Origin of the sequence: Chryseobacterium jejuense (assembly GCF_900100075.1) — a bacterium.
Lineage (GTDB): Bacteria > Bacteroidota > Bacteroidia > Flavobacteriales > Weeksellaceae > Chryseobacterium > Chryseobacterium jejuense.
The window spans coordinates 109,210-122,829 of the sequence record NZ_FNEG01000001.1 but is presented as its reverse complement, the minus strand read 5'-3'; the positions used below and the strand labels follow the sequence as shown (position 1 = coordinate 122,829).

The window sequence follows — 13,620 nt, the reverse complement described above, 5'->3', positions numbered from 1 at the left end:
AAAACTCAAAATATTGTATGAAGACCATATTCTGCATCTTAACACTTATTTCCAGTACCTTTTGTTGGGCTCAAAAAGAATTTCAGCCAAAAGGTTCAACCATCCTACAAACTGTGGATGGAGATCTTGATGGAGATCAAATTCCCGAAAAAGTAATAGTTTACAATACAAAAGATCCCGGAGAACTTGGTGAAATCCGCGAAATTCAGATTCTGAAAAAAGTTAATGGACAATGGACAATTCTGGAAAAATCAACAAATGCAATTCTTGATAGTGAATCCGGAGGCATTATGGGTGATCCTTATTCAGGAACGAGTATAGAGAAAGGAATACTGATTATTAATCATTTCGGAGGTAGCAGTTGGAAATGGGCTTATACTGATAAATACAGATATCAAAACGGTCATTTTGAATTGATAGGACATACATCAAGCTCCGGAAGGCCGGGAGATTATATTAAAAATGTAGACTTCAACCTTTCTACAGGACAGATTAATTTTAAAAATGAGGTGGATGATATTAAAGAATATGGCCCTTCTCAAAAGGAAACATACATTAAAAAGGGAATAAAAATTAATCTCCAGAACAGAAATGATAAAAGTATAAAGATTGTACTTCCTAAAAGCAAACAGGAAATTTTCCTGTAACCAACTACTAATAATTATTTTTCTAATTAAACATTTGATTATCACTTATGTATCTATGTGGTTAATTATTTTTGAACCACATAGATACATAGTTTAAAAACTAGATATCAGATATCTTATTTGTGCATTAAATAATTGATTTTGATGTCCCTAATGTCATCTGCGTTATCTGCTAAATCAGCGAGGGATAAACAGTATTCAATTTTATCGGAGATAAAATCTTTGAGTCTTAAATATAGTATAACATTTAGCGTCTTTGCGTTTTCCAACAACATTCTCAGTTATCTTCAAACTCATTATTCTTAAGCAATTCAGCAAGAACCTTTTTAGCACGCATCACACGAACTTTTGTGTTAGCGACAGAAATGCCCAATTCTTCGGCTATTTCCTTTATGCTCTTTTCTTCAAAAAACCTCAGCTTAATGATGTCCTGATAATTAGCATCCAGAGATTCAATGGCTTTAATGATTTTCTTTTGCTCTTCTTCAGAGATTAAAAGTTCCTCAGGGGATTTTGCATATTGATTTTTAACCTCATCAAGATTTTCAACAGCGTCTTCATTTTCACGACTCTTTTTTCTCCAAAAATCAATAACAGTATTCTGAGCAATGGTTAGAATCCAGGTTTTAAACTGAAAATGCGGATCGAACATATCCAATTTCGACAATACTTTGGAAAAAACATTCACAGTGATTTCATCGGCATCATTTTCATCTTTCACTTTTTTCATCACAAAAGAGAAAACATCCACCCAAAAAACATTAATGAGTTTAGTCTGAGCCTTCTGATCTTTATCTTTGGCCTTTTGAATGAGGAGAAATAGCTGTTCATCGTTCATTAATAACAAATATAGAATATTTGGGTTGAAAATGCAAAGCCCAATCAGCTGTCAATAGTGAATTTTGCTTCACAAGTGAATAGTCAATCAGAGAAAGTATTTATTTTATTTATTATTTCAATCCTTTTCCTATTTCCCTCCCTATCCTTTTCACTTTATACTTTTGAATTTATTATCTTTGCAACTTAAAATTTTAAAGAAAAAAATCAATGAATTCCTTTATAGAAGAACTTAAATGGCGTGGTCTGTTTGCTGATATGATGCCTGGAACCGATGAACAACTGAATAAAGAGGTAACTACTGCATATATTGGTTTTGATCCAACGGCCGATTCTTTACATATCGGAAGTCTTATTCAGATAAAAATTTTAGCACACTTCCAGCAGCATGGTCACAAACCTATTGCTTTGGTAGGTGGGGCTACAGGAATGATTGGTGATCCATCCGGAAAATCTGCAGAGAGAAATCTTTTGGATGAGGAAACTCTTTTACACTATGTAGATTGTTTAAAAAACCAACTTTCAAGATTCCTTGATTTTGCAGGAAATGAGCCTAATAAAGCGGAACTGGTAAACAACTACGACTGGATGAAGAATATTTCTTTCCTTGATTTTGCTAAAAATGTTGGGAAGAACATCACAGTTAATTACATGATGGCTAAAGATTCCGTAAAGAAGAGATTCTCTGGAGAATCTGGAGCAGATGGAATGAGTTTTACAGAATTTACTTATCAGTTGATTCAGGGATATGATTTCCTTCACCTATACCAAAATAATAATGTAAAGCTTCAGATGGGAGGTTCTGATCAGTGGGGAAATATCACTACAGGAACAGAATTAATCCGTAGAAAAGCTCAAGGTGAAGCATTTGCTTTAACAGTTCCTTTGATTACAAAAGCGGATGGTTCTAAATTCGGAAAATCTGAAAGCGGAGAAAACTACTGGTTAGATAAAAAGAAAACTTCTCCATACAAATTCTACCAATTCTGGCTGAATGCTACCGATGAAGATGCTGAAAGATTCATTAAATTCTATACATTCCTTGGAAAAGAAGAAATTGAAGCTTTAATTGAAGAGCATAAAACAGCAGCCCACGAGAGAAAACTTCAAAAAAGACTAGCTGAAGAAGTAACCGTTTGGGTACATGGAAGGGAAGAATATGAAAAAGCGCTTAAAGCTTCTGAAATTCTTTTCGGACGTTCTACTGCTGAAGATTTGGTAAGTCTTGACGAAGAAACTTTCCTTGAAGTTTTTGATGGGGTTCCACAAAAAGAAGTAGCAAAAGCTGATGTATTAGCCATAAACATTGTTGATCTTCTTTCTGAAAAGTCAGGATTCCTGAAATCTAAGAGTGAAGCACAGAGAGAAATCAAAGGAAATTCTATCTCTGTAAACAAGCAAAAAGTAAATGATACTTTTACAGCAAATGAAACAGATCTTATTGATGGCAAGTTCTTATTGCTTCAAAAAGGGAAGAAAAGCTATTTCATTGTAAAGGTGATTTAATTTAAATACCATATAAAAAAGCAAGTGGCGCTGAGATGAATCTCAGCGCCACTTTTTATTTTGAAAGTATTAGTTTTTTCTAAAATACATAACTTGCAGAAGCAGATAAATACTGACCGCTGGAAGTTCCTTCTTTTTTCAGTTCGCCATCTACCCAGATCTGAACTTTTAAGGTAGAAGATGCGTTTGTACCTACAGCATTTACTGCTACGTTTGCATTATAAGCTCCTTTTTCTGAAGTTACTTCAGGACTAGACCATGTTGTTCCGCTGAGACTGGAAGCAGTAGTTGGATTACCATCAATCCCATACACTGCCACATCTATATCACTTCCCCCAGAAGCTATTGCTTTAAAAACTACTTTGTGGCTTTTTCCTGCTCCATTTACGTTCGGGGTATCGTCATCATCTTTACTACAAGAGGCTACAAATCCCATTAACATCGTTGCAAGAAGTACTACAAATGTACCTTTCAATAGCTGGCTTATTCTCGTTTTTTTCATAATCTTTTTGTTTAAATTTTAGTTGCTTTATTTGATATTCTATGATTAGTGATTCCGTACCTGCAAAGCTATTGGAGTCCTGAAACTTTATCAATCCTGAAAATCGTGTAATTTTTTCTACCTAAATACTGGTATTTTTTATGCTAAAATTTTTAATTAAATTGACCGTTTATAAAAAATATATTCTACAGAACTGATACCTGATGAAGAGATTACTGATCCTTTTAAGCCTATTCCTATCCTTTGGTGTACAATCGCAGCAACTGATTCCACTTGATGAAAAACCTTATTTAGACAGCTTACAAAGCATTTTAAGAAGTAATGGAACAACAACAGCGAACGCAAATGCCGTTTTTCTTTTATCAAATTATTACAGAAATATTGATTCAGTTTCAAGTAAAAAATATCTGGAAAGTGGAAAAGCACTCATCAAAAGTGATGCTTTTCTTTCAGCTAAGTATGATTTCTATGAAGCGCAATATAATCTGGACCGAAATAAAGCAAAAGCAGCTGTTTCATATCAAAAGGCTATTAAAGCATTATCAAAGTTCAAAAATGAAGAATCTGATCTCCTCCAGGCTTCAGCATGGTATAGTTATGGAGTAACCCAAAAAGACAAGGAAGGCTATCCTTTTTTGGTAAAGACTATTCTCGAAAAAAGTATCCCACTGGCTAAAAAATATGAAAATAGCAGAAACCTGGGGTTTTTGTATACTCAATTTGCTGTTATCCTTACTTACAATGCTGAACTTAAAAAGTCTGAAGAGTATAATGCTAAAGCTTTAAAAATTCTTGAAAAATACTATCCGAATTCTTCAGAACTATTTTTCACCTACCTCAATTATTCAAACAATTTTTGTTATCAGGCCAAAGGAGATGAAGCTAAAAAGTTTTTAGATAAAGCTGAAGCCCTTATCAGTCCTTATCCGGATTCTTCCGTCAATGCTTTTTACTATTACAGCAAAACACTTTATTTTATTACCCGGCAAAAAAATTCTGAAGCATTACCTGTTATTGAAAAAGGACTTTCTTATGCCAAAAGGTTTAATCAGAATCTATTGGCACAGATGTTTTATTTCAACAAGTACGACATTTTAAGAAAATTAAAAAGATATAATGAGGCTAAGGACGCTTTGAAAGATATTTTAACCGAGAAATCCCTTGCTCTTGATCTTAACAACAGAAAAACTATTTATAAGCAGCTTTCCTCTCTAAATGAAGAGATGGGTAACACTAAAGAGGCTCTGGTATGGGAACAGAAATATTCCAAACTTAATGATAGTCTGAATACTGAAAATGTAAAGCTTGAGATCAATAAAATTGAGTCCAAATTCAATGCTGCAGAAAAAGAAAGAAAAATAGCCACATTAAATGCGGAAAAGAATCAGAAAGAGCTGGAAGTGAATAAGAAAAACTCTTATTTATGGGGATTAAGTCTTATTTTGCTATTAGTTGTATGCCTTCTCATCTTCCTTTATATCATCTTTCGAAAAAATAAAAAAATCTCTCAACAGAAGATTAATGATATCAGACAAAAGGAAGAACTCTCTTTAACCAAAGCAATTCTTGAAGGAGAAGAAAGGGAAAGAGAGCGTATTGCAAGAGATCTTCATGATGGCTTAGGCGGAATGCTGGCCGGAGTAAAAATCAATTTTTCAACATGGTCAGCCAGTCATTTGGATCCTCACAAAGATCACGAGTTTTATAAAATCCTGGGACAGCTGGATAATTCTGTAGGGGAACTTCGGCATGTAGCAAGAAACCTTATGCCTGAATCATTGCTTAATTTTGGGTTGGAAATTGCCCTGAACGACCTTTGTGAGTTTTACAACAGAAAAGATATCGAGATTGATTTCCAAGCGATCAATATTGAAAAGAATCTACCCCTAAATATCCAGCTTAACATTTACAGGATTGCTCAGGAATTATTGGCTAATGCCATTAAACATTCTGAAGCTACCAGTATCTTATTGCAGTGTTCTCAATCTGAAAAAGATTTCCTCATCACTATTGAAGACAACGGAAAAGGATTTGAAAGCAAAAAAGCACCGCAAACCAAAAGTATGGGACTTCGCAACTTAAAAAACAGGGTTGATTATCTGAAAGGAAACATGGAAATCAGCTCAGACCATCAAGGCACAACCATTAATATAGAACTCAACATAGATGGAGAATGAAAAAATAAATATTGTTATCGTGGACGATCACCCTATCGTTATCGAAGGACTGAAAATGATGCTAAAAAGCCAGCCTTCTTTTAATATTCCCGAAACGTTTATTTCCGGTTCAGAGATTATCAGCTTTATCAGCAATAATAAAGTTGATATTATTCTTTTGGACATCACTCTGCCTGATGCCAATGGTACGGAACTTTGCAGGGAAATTAAAAAAATATCACCCGAAACTTCAGTGATTATGTTCAGTAACCGTTCTGAAAGAAGCATCATCATGCAGTCTATTCAAAACGGGGCTAGTGGATACCTTCTCAAAAATACATCCATTGAAGAATTGGTGATTTGTATCAAAGGAGCATTATCCGGAGACATTGTCTTTTGTAATGAAACCAAACAGATCATCAGCAGACCTTCCCAAAATGATTTTCTCATTCCCAGGCTCACTAAAAGGGAAAAACAGATTCTGCATCTTGTAGCACAGGGCAAAACAAGCAATACGATCGCAGAAGAGCTCTTTTTAAGCCCACTTACGGTAGATACTCACCGTAAAAATCTCCTTCAGAAATTTCAGGTTAAAAACTCTACAGAACTCATCAACCAGGCGCTAGAATATAACCTGATTGAAAAATAAAAAAACCGCTTCAAGAGCGGTTTTTATTTTATTATATAGAAAGTTTATTTATGGTTCAAGGAAACTATAAGCAAGCTTTACAACTTTGTTATCTCCTTTTCCGGTAACTTTGGCAGTTCTTACAACTTCTCCGTCTATCATAAGAGTAATTATAAGTTCAGAATTGTCTTGTGGTAACATAGCATTAGCCGCAAAATTAAGCTGTGCCTGACTAGAATTTACCCACATATCTCCACTATTCCAACCTTCTTTTAACTCTGCAGTAGGAGTACTAAATATGGTATTCTGGGCAGTACCTACCTGAGTAACCACAGAAATAAGTTTTGATCCTGTTGTAGCTTTCGCTGAAAATAGAACCACATGATCCTGAAATTCATCATCGTCATCTTTTTTACACGAATTGACAACAGTAATCACTGAAAATAACAAAACGAATAAAGAAGAAAGTCTAAGTAAACTTTTTAAATTGTAAAATTGCTTCATTTCTCCAAATAGATTTTTTAATGTTCCAAATATAAGTTTTTTATTAATATAAAAATATCTTTAATAAAAATTTTACAACATTTTTTTATAAAAAATATCAAATCAATAAAAACAAAATCAAACTTAAAAAACTCAATAATACAACGTAATTCCTTAATTATTAAACATAAAACATCTTTATATTTAGAATTATTTTAATACTGATAAAAACCAACAATACCACAATTAGAATTATAGTGCTTTTATTCAAAGATTAACCCTTACTTTTTATCTTTTAAAACAATTTTCAACCTCGTTTGCATGAATCATAAAAGTTGGGATTTACAATGTAATTTATTAATTATATTTGCTGTATGAATTTAGATTACTTAGTAAGAGAGCCGGAAAATATTACCTCTTCTACTCCTATACTTTTTATGCTTCACGGCTACGGCAGCAATGAACAGGACCTTTTCAGCTTTAGAGAAACCCTTCCACAAGATTGGATTATCATTAGTTTCAGAGCTCCAAGAGATACTCAATTTGAAGGATATTCATGGTATGATATTAATTTTAACGATCCTGAAAATTTCATTGATGTTCCTCAGGCTAAGGAGTCTTTAAATGCTGTATTGGAAAGTATATTAAAAATAGTAAATAATTACGGTCTTACAGAAAGTAAAGTACATTTATGTGGATTCAGCCAGGGTGGAATATTATGTTATGCATTGGCCTTAAAATATCCTGAGTTATTTACAAATATTGCCTGTTTAAGTGCTTATGCAGAAGAGAAAATCCTAGACGGAATTGTAAAGGACAAAAAGAAACTGGAGAAACTAAGATTCTTTGTATCCCACGGTACAGATGATGCAGTGATCCCAATTGATTGGGGTAGAAAGGCTGCAGAACTGCTTTATGACCTTAATTGCTATTTCACATTCAGAGAATACATGAGTGGACATGGCGTTAATCAGAAAAACTACATGGATTTAATGGATTTCTTCTCTAAATAAACCATTTTTAATTTTCAAATAAATTCAACAAAAACAACAACTTCATTGTAGTTCATATAAACATTCCTGTATTTGGAATGTTTTTTTATTACAATAAAGATAAATTCAGTAAATTCAGTAAATGAAACTAAAGCTACTTTTACTGGGTTTATTATTGGGTATTTTTATTCATGCCCAGAACTCTTTCCGGCTCATCAATACACCAAAAGCAGTAATCCCCTTTCAACTCATCAACAATCTGATGTTCATTCCCATTAACATTAACGGTGCAGAACTGACTTTTATGGTGGACACTGGAGTTGCGGAAACCATTTTATTCAGCTTAGAAAATAAAGAACTTAAACTGGATAATGTTGAAAAAATAAAATTTTCCGGGCTTGGGGGGAACTTAAGTATTGATGGATTAAAATCGGAGCGTAATTTAGCTAGGATTGGAGATGTAATGATTAACACCTCCATGTCCCTTTATGTAATCCTTAGTGAAGAATTCAATATTTCTTCCCACGTAGGAATTCCTGTAAACGGAGTTATCGGTTATCACTTTTTCAAAGATCATCCTATTGCTATTGATTATATTTCTAAAAAAATAACAGTCTACGAAAGTATAGATGTATTAAAAAGAAAAGTAAGAAAGTTTGATGAACTTCCGATCAGTATTGAAAAGGACAAACCCTATCTTAACGCTGATGTAGAAATGACCCGTGAAAAGAAAGCATCAAAACTTCTGATTGACCTTGGAAACAGTGATGCAATATGGCTCTTCCCTACTCTTATCAAAGATTTTGTTTATAACAGGCCTAATATTGATGATTTTCTTGGCCGCGGATTCAATGGAGATATTTATGGTAAAAGAAGCAGAATTCATAATTTTTATCTTGGTGATTTTAAATTTGAAAAACCTCTTACCGCAATGCCTGATGAATACTCTATTCAGCATGTGAATCTGGTAAAAGACAGGAAAGGTTCTGTAGGTGGGGAAATCATGAGACGATTTTCTCTCATTTTCGATTATCCTAACAATAAGCTATATTTGAAGAAGAACAGGAACTTTGACGATCCTTTCCACTTTAATATGAGCGGACTGGATTTCAGACAAGATGGACTGGAATGGCAACAGGATAAGGTTAAAATTGAAACTCAACCAATGTCTGGTACCACTAATGCAAATGAAGTTTATAAAGACTCATTTCAATATAAATTTAGTCTGAAACCTATGTTTGCAATTGCAGGAGTGAGAAAAGATTCGCCGGCCTATGAAGCAGGTTTAAAAAAGGATGACAAAGTGATCAGCATCAATGGAGATAAAACTTCAGACATGACGCTTGAAAAAATTCTTGAAATTATGAAATCCTCAGAAGGACGAACTATCACCATGATCATTCAAAGACAAGAAGAAAAATTAACTTTCCGTTTTAATCTGGAAGACCCTATTCCTTATCAAGAATAAATAATATGACAACTGAAGAAACCACGTTAGACAGAATAAGAACCCGGCCAAGATTTAAGATGTTTACTCATCTTACTAAGGAAGAGTATGCAGAAAATCTGAAAAAATATCTCGCAGAACATAAAAATGAATTCTCCGGTAATATCAATAAAGAGGTTGCCACTATCTGGGTGGAAACAAAAGATGACAATTACTGGAAACCACGCCTTGCTTTACGTGTCGAAATAGAAGAAGATGAAACTGTAATACGAGGAGTATTTGGTCCCAGCTCTGCAGTGTGGACGTTCTTTATGTTCCTATATTTTTCCTTTTCAATCTTTTGGATGACATTCTTTACCATGTATTACGTGGAAAAGCAAATAAAAAGCGCTGAATACCCTTGGGCACTGAGCGCTTCTTTTGTTATGTTATTTTTTATTCTTCTCACCTATCTTGCTGCAAGATTCGGGCAGCATAAAGGGAAAGATGAAATGCTTAAGCTAAGACAGTTTGCTGAAGAATCTACTTTACAGTTTGAAAAGAAGATTATTTAGACAGCGTATCTGTAGGTCTTTCATTCTGAACAGGTGCTGCCATTGCTTTGGCTGTTTTAATAGAGTCTGCCACTTTTTCTCTGTTGGCCTGCTCTTTCAGCATTTTAGGAACATCCGGTTCTAATAATTTCGTTAGCTCTTCTACAGATATATTATTGGCATTCGGATCATCCAGAAGCTTTTTCCAAGGTCTTCTTCCGCCCCATTTATAGTCACCAAATACCATTACCGCAGTACCTCTTGCTTTTGTAGTTGCACCACCAGGATTCAGGATCCATGTATCGGCATAAGAATACAGCCATTGGGCATCTTTTCTCAGTAATCTTAAACATGAGTGTGATGCCGGATATCCGGGAAGTGTATACTCATGCCATCCGATACCACCGATATTATGGATATTAAAGTTGTAAGGAAGTTTCCATTCACTGCTTACCGTGGAAATAGACAGTTTCTTTTTCCAGTTGGCAAAAGTAAGCCCTCTCGTAGTCTGTGCCGTCTTTTTACCCATACTCGTTGGCCCCCATTTCACAAGGCCTCCATTGGAATATACTGCATAAGCCTGAATAGGATATGAGAAGATCACAAATTTTTTCACACCACTTAACACATCAAGCTGCATAGGGAATGGCGAATAAGCCATTAAAGTGGTATCTATTTTAGCAGGAACTACCAAAGTATCAGCGTTCCATTTGCTTTTAGAATCCAGTCTGTTTAACGCCAAAATCGCGGTACGTTCCTTCTCATCATATTTTTTACTGAATTCTGCATATACAGAATCCCTCATTTTTTTATCTTTTGGAAGGATAAAGGCATTATAAAAACCATTCTCCTGCATCATAGGCGGAGCTGATTCTTTTTTCACCACAGGTACTGAATCTTTTTTTATAGAGTCTTTTTCTGTTTCCGGGGTTTCGGAAGCAGAAACTGTATCTTTAAAAGTATCGCTGATCTTTTCTATTTCTTTCTTACAGGAAACAAGAAATACTGCGCATAAACAGGCGTATAGAAATGATTTTTTCACAAATATGTTCATTATAAATAAATTGGTATTTCAGTTTTTCTACTCAATACAAATATCAGACCTAAAGATGAAATAACAACCATCATTAATAAAAATACCGGGAAAATACGGGAATCTAAAAATTATGGAGAAACTGCCATTTTTTGAGAAAGTATTGCATCTATCCGTAAATTCTCATTTTTATTATCTGTTTTCACTCTCTTTAAGGCCTTTCCCTGAAACATTTCGTATAGTATAAGACCTTTATCAAGAAAGCTAATTTTCTCAACAGAGATCATACTTTTGGGAATATTGGCTCCAAACCATAATTCATCAGGTTTTTGAGCCCAGGTTACCTCATACAAAACTGCATTCTCAGGATAATCAGAACTAAAATTTGTTTTTGCGTAATCAAATGCAATATCATTTCCATACAAGGTTGACATTGTTTTTATCTTGGGCTGAATAGAAGACGTGATAGGTTTCATTAAAAGCGGGTTTTCTTTCAGTTCATCACTTTGTTCAATAGATGCTTCCAGATTAAGAATATTTTCAGAATTCTTTTGACAGGAAACCAATAATACCAAAGCAAAAATTAAGAATAAACTATAGTTTTTCATTTTGTCTGAATTTTTTTAAGTTGAGAAATTAAGTATAACGGCGATGTAAAAACATAATCACGATTGGCTACAGGCTTATGACACTGGATGCATTCCTGCTCAAAATTTGGAGTATCACCTCCATAAGGTTTTAGATCAGCTCCTTTCCATCTTGCCCAGTTCCATCCTTTTGTTTTTGAATACTTTTTGGCATCTTTCACCATAAATTCTACTGCTAAAAACTCACCTGAAAAAATACTTCCATCTTTTTGCACCTGTTGTTTCCAAACAGTTTTTGCAAAGACAGTTCCATCCGGCCAAGGGTTTACTTTATGGTCCTGAATTGCTTTTATTGCAATAGTATTCCCAAAAATAATTCGCATCGTTCCGTTATCAAACCGATCTGTTGTACTAATCGCTTTCCAGTTTCGGTAATCCGGAAAATAATGCTGTCCGTTCGGAGCGTCTTCTACATGAGTTTTTTTCAATTCTCCTTTTACCCAGGAATTATATTGCTCTTCAGCCTCTTTTATTTGTGAATCACCTGAAGCTTTACGAGGTGCAAGTGATAAAGCATAATTTTTCAATGTCTGGATTTGCTCCTGATTCAATTTTGCAGAGGAATGAACAGCCGCATAACTTGGAAGTGGCATCTCTCCTGACAAAACTTTGTTAATCACATAGTAAATTGTTGAATTCTGCTGTGCTTTTGGCCAAGAATCCCATTGAGAGAAGTCTAATACTTTCCTAGCCTCTTTAATGTGTGATGTAACCAAAAAATTAGCCGGGGTAATTTTATCATACCATCTTAAATTGGTTTGTGAGGAATGACAATCAAAACATGAGCTTCGCAAAATGGTATTAACTTCTTTTGGAACGTTGGTTAGGTTTTGCGTTTTTGTTCCATAATCAATTTTTTCAGGTCGAAAAAACTGTAAACTTACAAATCCAGCAAGCAAAACTAAGATCAGTTTATTCTTCTTTTTCATGAGAAAATCATTTTAAGTTTATTTAAATTCTAAGACCAAAGTTATATGAAACCAACACCTTACCTTATTAAACAATCAGTGAAAGGGAAAATTCAACCCTTAAAAGCGAATATTTTCTTGCGAATAAATCCGTAATTTTGAAACGAATTAGAAATTCACTCCTTATTAATGAAAAAGATCAATCTTTATACTATCACTTTTTCCGCCATAAGCATTGTGATTTTGCTTGTCAGCTTTTTTTCTTTCCGATATTTATATTCTTCTTCTAAAAAAGATGTGTTCAACAGTACTTTTGAGGCAGGGAAAAGAGAAGCTCGTGAAATTGGAAAATTGTTGGAATTGCAACTTAAGCAAGGTCTTTCAGAAGAAACTGTCATTCAGAATCTTCAAAGCAGCATTGTAAATACGGATACACAAAGCGGGTTTATTTGTATGTATAATCAGAAAGGTATTGAGCTTTGTCATCCCAATCCAGCTTTAGTGGGGCAAAAAGTTGAGATCAACAGCTCAGCATTTATTTTAGATAATAAGCAATTTGATTTTCTGGAGATACTACATTCAGGAAAAGCCAGTACAGGAATACATCATTTTAATGAAAATTCAAACCGTGCTTCCGAAATTGTAAGTTTTTATCCTGTAAAAGGCAGTAACTGGATGGTAGCTTCACACGCCAATATTGATGTAATAGAACAGCAGATTTCTGATTTATATTTAACTTTTCTCATTGTATTTTTAATAGCCACTTTATCAATTCTTGGAGTAAGTTTCTTTCTCATTCGAATGATCTATAAAAAATATGAAGCTCAGAAAAATGATGAGATTAAAAACCTTAATGATGAAGTGAATACTTTAACGGCTATCAATACACAGCTCCATTTAATTCACGAAAAACACAAAGAAAATAACAATGACTTTTTAAGGGAAGAATCAACTGATAATGTAAAGAAAAGAATCATTACTTACCATAAAGACGAATTGATGTCTTTAGAAACCTCAGAAATTGCTTATTTCTTTCTTGAAAATAACATTGTTTACATAAAAACATGCTCAGGAAGCCAATATTCTATCAACTCCAGTCTGGATGAACTGATCAAAACTTTAGATCCGCAAATGTTTTACAGAGCGAACCGCCAGTTTATTATTAATGTAAAAGCTATTAATAACATTCTTGTGTATGGTAAAAATCAATTAAAGCTAATGGTAAAACCTGAAAGTGATGAAATGATACTCATCAGTAAAAACAGAGTTTCAGAATTCAAGAAATGGCTGGAACAGTAAGC

The 13,620-nt window shown here is 34.0% G+C and carries 14 protein-coding genes; 8 read left to right on the top strand and 6 right to left on the bottom strand.

The annotated features are described in order from the left end of the window. The first annotated feature begins 17 nt into the window (after positions 1-17). Positions 18-647: a hypothetical protein gene (locus BLS98_RS00590; RefSeq protein WP_089732568.1), complete on the top strand. Its 630-nt coding sequence runs from the start codon at positions 18-20 to the stop codon at positions 645-647. A 277-nt stretch (positions 648-924) separates the two neighbouring features. Here the strand turns inward: BLS98_RS00590 and BLS98_RS00585 are convergent, their stop codons facing one another. Further along, a complete protein-coding gene (locus tag BLS98_RS00585; RefSeq protein WP_089732565.1) occupies positions 925-1,485 on the bottom strand; it encodes an RNA polymerase sigma factor in 561 nt (186 codons plus the stop codon). A 209-nt stretch (positions 1,486-1,694) separates the two neighbouring features. Between BLS98_RS00585 and tyrS the strand changes: the two genes are divergently transcribed. Beyond that, positions 1,695-2,990: a tyrosine--tRNA ligase gene (tyrS, locus tag BLS98_RS00580; RefSeq protein WP_089732563.1), complete on the top strand. Its 1,296-nt coding sequence runs from the start codon at positions 1,695-1,697 to the stop codon at positions 2,988-2,990. Positions 2,991-3,069: 79 nt separating this feature from the next. Here the strand turns inward: tyrS and BLS98_RS00575 are convergent, their stop codons facing one another. Continuing rightward, positions 3,070-3,492 carry a hypothetical protein gene (locus BLS98_RS00575; protein ID WP_089732562.1) on the bottom strand — a complete coding sequence of 141 codons (423 nt, stop codon included), beginning with the start codon at positions 3,490-3,492 and terminating at the stop codon, positions 3,070-3,072. A 203-nt stretch (positions 3,493-3,695) separates the two neighbouring features. On the opposite strand from BLS98_RS00575, the gene BLS98_RS00570 reads away from it, so the two are divergent. Continuing rightward, positions 3,696-5,669 (top strand): ATP-binding protein, encoded by a 1,974-nt coding sequence (locus BLS98_RS00570; RefSeq protein ID WP_089732560.1) that lies wholly within the window; start codon positions 3,696-3,698, stop codon positions 5,667-5,669. Continuing rightward, positions 5,659-6,297: a response regulator transcription factor gene (locus BLS98_RS00565; RefSeq protein ID WP_089732558.1), complete on the top strand. Its 639-nt coding sequence runs from the start codon at positions 5,659-5,661 to the stop codon at positions 6,295-6,297. Before BLS98_RS00570 ends, BLS98_RS00565 begins: the two co-directional genes overlap by 11 nt. 48 nt (positions 6,298-6,345) lie before the next feature. On the opposite strand, the gene BLS98_RS00560 is transcribed toward BLS98_RS00565, so the two are convergent. Next, positions 6,346-6,780: a hypothetical protein gene (locus tag BLS98_RS00560; protein ID WP_089732556.1), complete on the bottom strand. Its 435-nt coding sequence runs from the start codon at positions 6,778-6,780 to the stop codon at positions 6,346-6,348. Positions 6,781-7,133: 353 nt separating this feature from the next. Between BLS98_RS00560 and BLS98_RS00555 the strand changes: the two genes are divergently transcribed. The 3 genes from BLS98_RS00555 (at position 7,134) to BLS98_RS00545 (ending at position 9,752) form a co-directional block, all read left to right on the top strand. Then, a complete protein-coding gene (locus BLS98_RS00555; RefSeq protein ID WP_045494172.1) occupies positions 7,134-7,772 on the top strand; it encodes an alpha/beta hydrolase in 639 nt (212 codons plus the stop codon). Between the two features lie 121 nt (positions 7,773-7,893). Then, positions 7,894-9,219 (top strand): retropepsin-like aspartic protease, encoded by a 1,326-nt coding sequence (locus BLS98_RS00550; protein WP_089732553.1) that lies wholly within the window; start codon positions 7,894-7,896, stop codon positions 9,217-9,219. A 5-nt stretch (positions 9,220-9,224) separates the two neighbouring features. Further along, positions 9,225-9,752 carry a hypothetical protein gene (locus BLS98_RS00545; protein WP_089732551.1) on the top strand — a complete coding sequence of 176 codons (528 nt, stop codon included), beginning with the start codon at positions 9,225-9,227 and terminating at the stop codon, positions 9,750-9,752. Here the strand turns inward: BLS98_RS00545 and BLS98_RS00540 are convergent. The 3 genes from BLS98_RS00540 to BLS98_RS00530 all read right to left on the bottom strand — a co-directional run bounded on the left by BLS98_RS00540 (position 9,745) and on the right by BLS98_RS00530 (position 12,340). After that, positions 9,745-10,773 (bottom strand): L,D-transpeptidase, encoded by a 1,029-nt coding sequence (locus tag BLS98_RS00540; protein ID WP_089734364.1) that lies wholly within the window; start codon positions 10,771-10,773, stop codon positions 9,745-9,747. The two genes, BLS98_RS00545 and BLS98_RS00540, sit on opposite strands and share 8 nt — an antisense overlap. 122 nt (positions 10,774-10,895) lie before the next feature. Beyond that, positions 10,896-11,372, bottom strand: coding sequence for a hypothetical protein (locus BLS98_RS00535; RefSeq protein WP_089732549.1), 477 nt, complete (start codon positions 11,370-11,372; stop codon positions 10,896-10,898). After that, positions 11,369-12,340, bottom strand: coding sequence for a heme-binding domain-containing protein (locus tag BLS98_RS00530; protein ID WP_089732547.1), 972 nt, complete (start codon positions 12,338-12,340; stop codon positions 11,369-11,371). The genes BLS98_RS00535 and BLS98_RS00530 overlap by 4 nt, the downstream gene beginning before the upstream one ends. Positions 12,341-12,508: 168 nt before the next feature. Between BLS98_RS00530 and BLS98_RS00525 the strand changes: the two genes are divergently transcribed. Next, entirely contained in the window at positions 12,509-13,618 is a 1,110-nt protein-coding gene (locus tag BLS98_RS00525) for a LytTR family transcriptional regulator DNA-binding domain-containing protein (RefSeq protein WP_089732545.1), read from the top strand. Positions 13,619-13,620 lie beyond the last annotated feature (2 nt).

What these genes read in the sequence shown, in the direction of transcription:
- BLS98_RS00575 (WP_089732562.1), bottom strand. Translation starts at nt 3,492, where the DNA reads ATGAAAAAAACGAGAATAAGCCAGCTATTGAAAGGTACATTTGTAGTA.
- BLS98_RS00525 (WP_089732545.1), top strand. Translation starts at nt 12,509, where the DNA reads ATGAAAAAGATCAATCTTTATACTATCACTTTTTCCGCCATAAGCATT.
- BLS98_RS00560 (WP_089732556.1), bottom strand. Translation starts at nt 6,780, where the DNA reads ATGAAGCAATTTTACAATTTAAAAAGTTTACTTAGACTTTCTTCTTTA.
- BLS98_RS00550 (WP_089732553.1), top strand. Translation starts at nt 7,894, where the DNA reads ATGAAACTAAAGCTACTTTTACTGGGTTTATTATTGGGTATTTTTATT.
- tyrS (WP_089732563.1), top strand. Translation starts at nt 1,695, where the DNA reads ATGAATTCCTTTATAGAAGAACTTAAATGGCGTGGTCTGTTTGCTGAT.
- BLS98_RS00555 (WP_045494172.1), top strand. Translation starts at nt 7,134, where the DNA reads ATGAATTTAGATTACTTAGTAAGAGAGCCGGAAAATATTACCTCTTCT.
- BLS98_RS00530 (WP_089732547.1), bottom strand. Translation starts at nt 12,340, where the DNA reads ATGAAAAAGAAGAATAAACTGATCTTAGTTTTGCTTGCTGGATTTGTA.
- BLS98_RS00590 (WP_089732568.1), top strand. Translation starts at nt 18, where the DNA reads ATGAAGACCATATTCTGCATCTTAACACTTATTTCCAGTACCTTTTGT.
- BLS98_RS00545 (WP_089732551.1), top strand. Translation starts at nt 9,225, where the DNA reads ATGACAACTGAAGAAACCACGTTAGACAGAATAAGAACCCGGCCAAGA.
- BLS98_RS00570 (WP_089732560.1), top strand. Translation starts at nt 3,696, where the DNA reads ATGAAGAGATTACTGATCCTTTTAAGCCTATTCCTATCCTTTGGTGTA.
- BLS98_RS00565 (WP_089732558.1), top strand. Translation starts at nt 5,659, where the DNA reads ATGGAGAATGAAAAAATAAATATTGTTATCGTGGACGATCACCCTATC.
- BLS98_RS00585 (WP_089732565.1), bottom strand. Translation starts at nt 1,485, where the DNA reads ATGAACGATGAACAGCTATTTCTCCTCATTCAAAAGGCCAAAGATAAA.
- BLS98_RS00535 (WP_089732549.1), bottom strand. Translation starts at nt 11,372, where the DNA reads ATGAAAAACTATAGTTTATTCTTAATTTTTGCTTTGGTATTATTGGTT.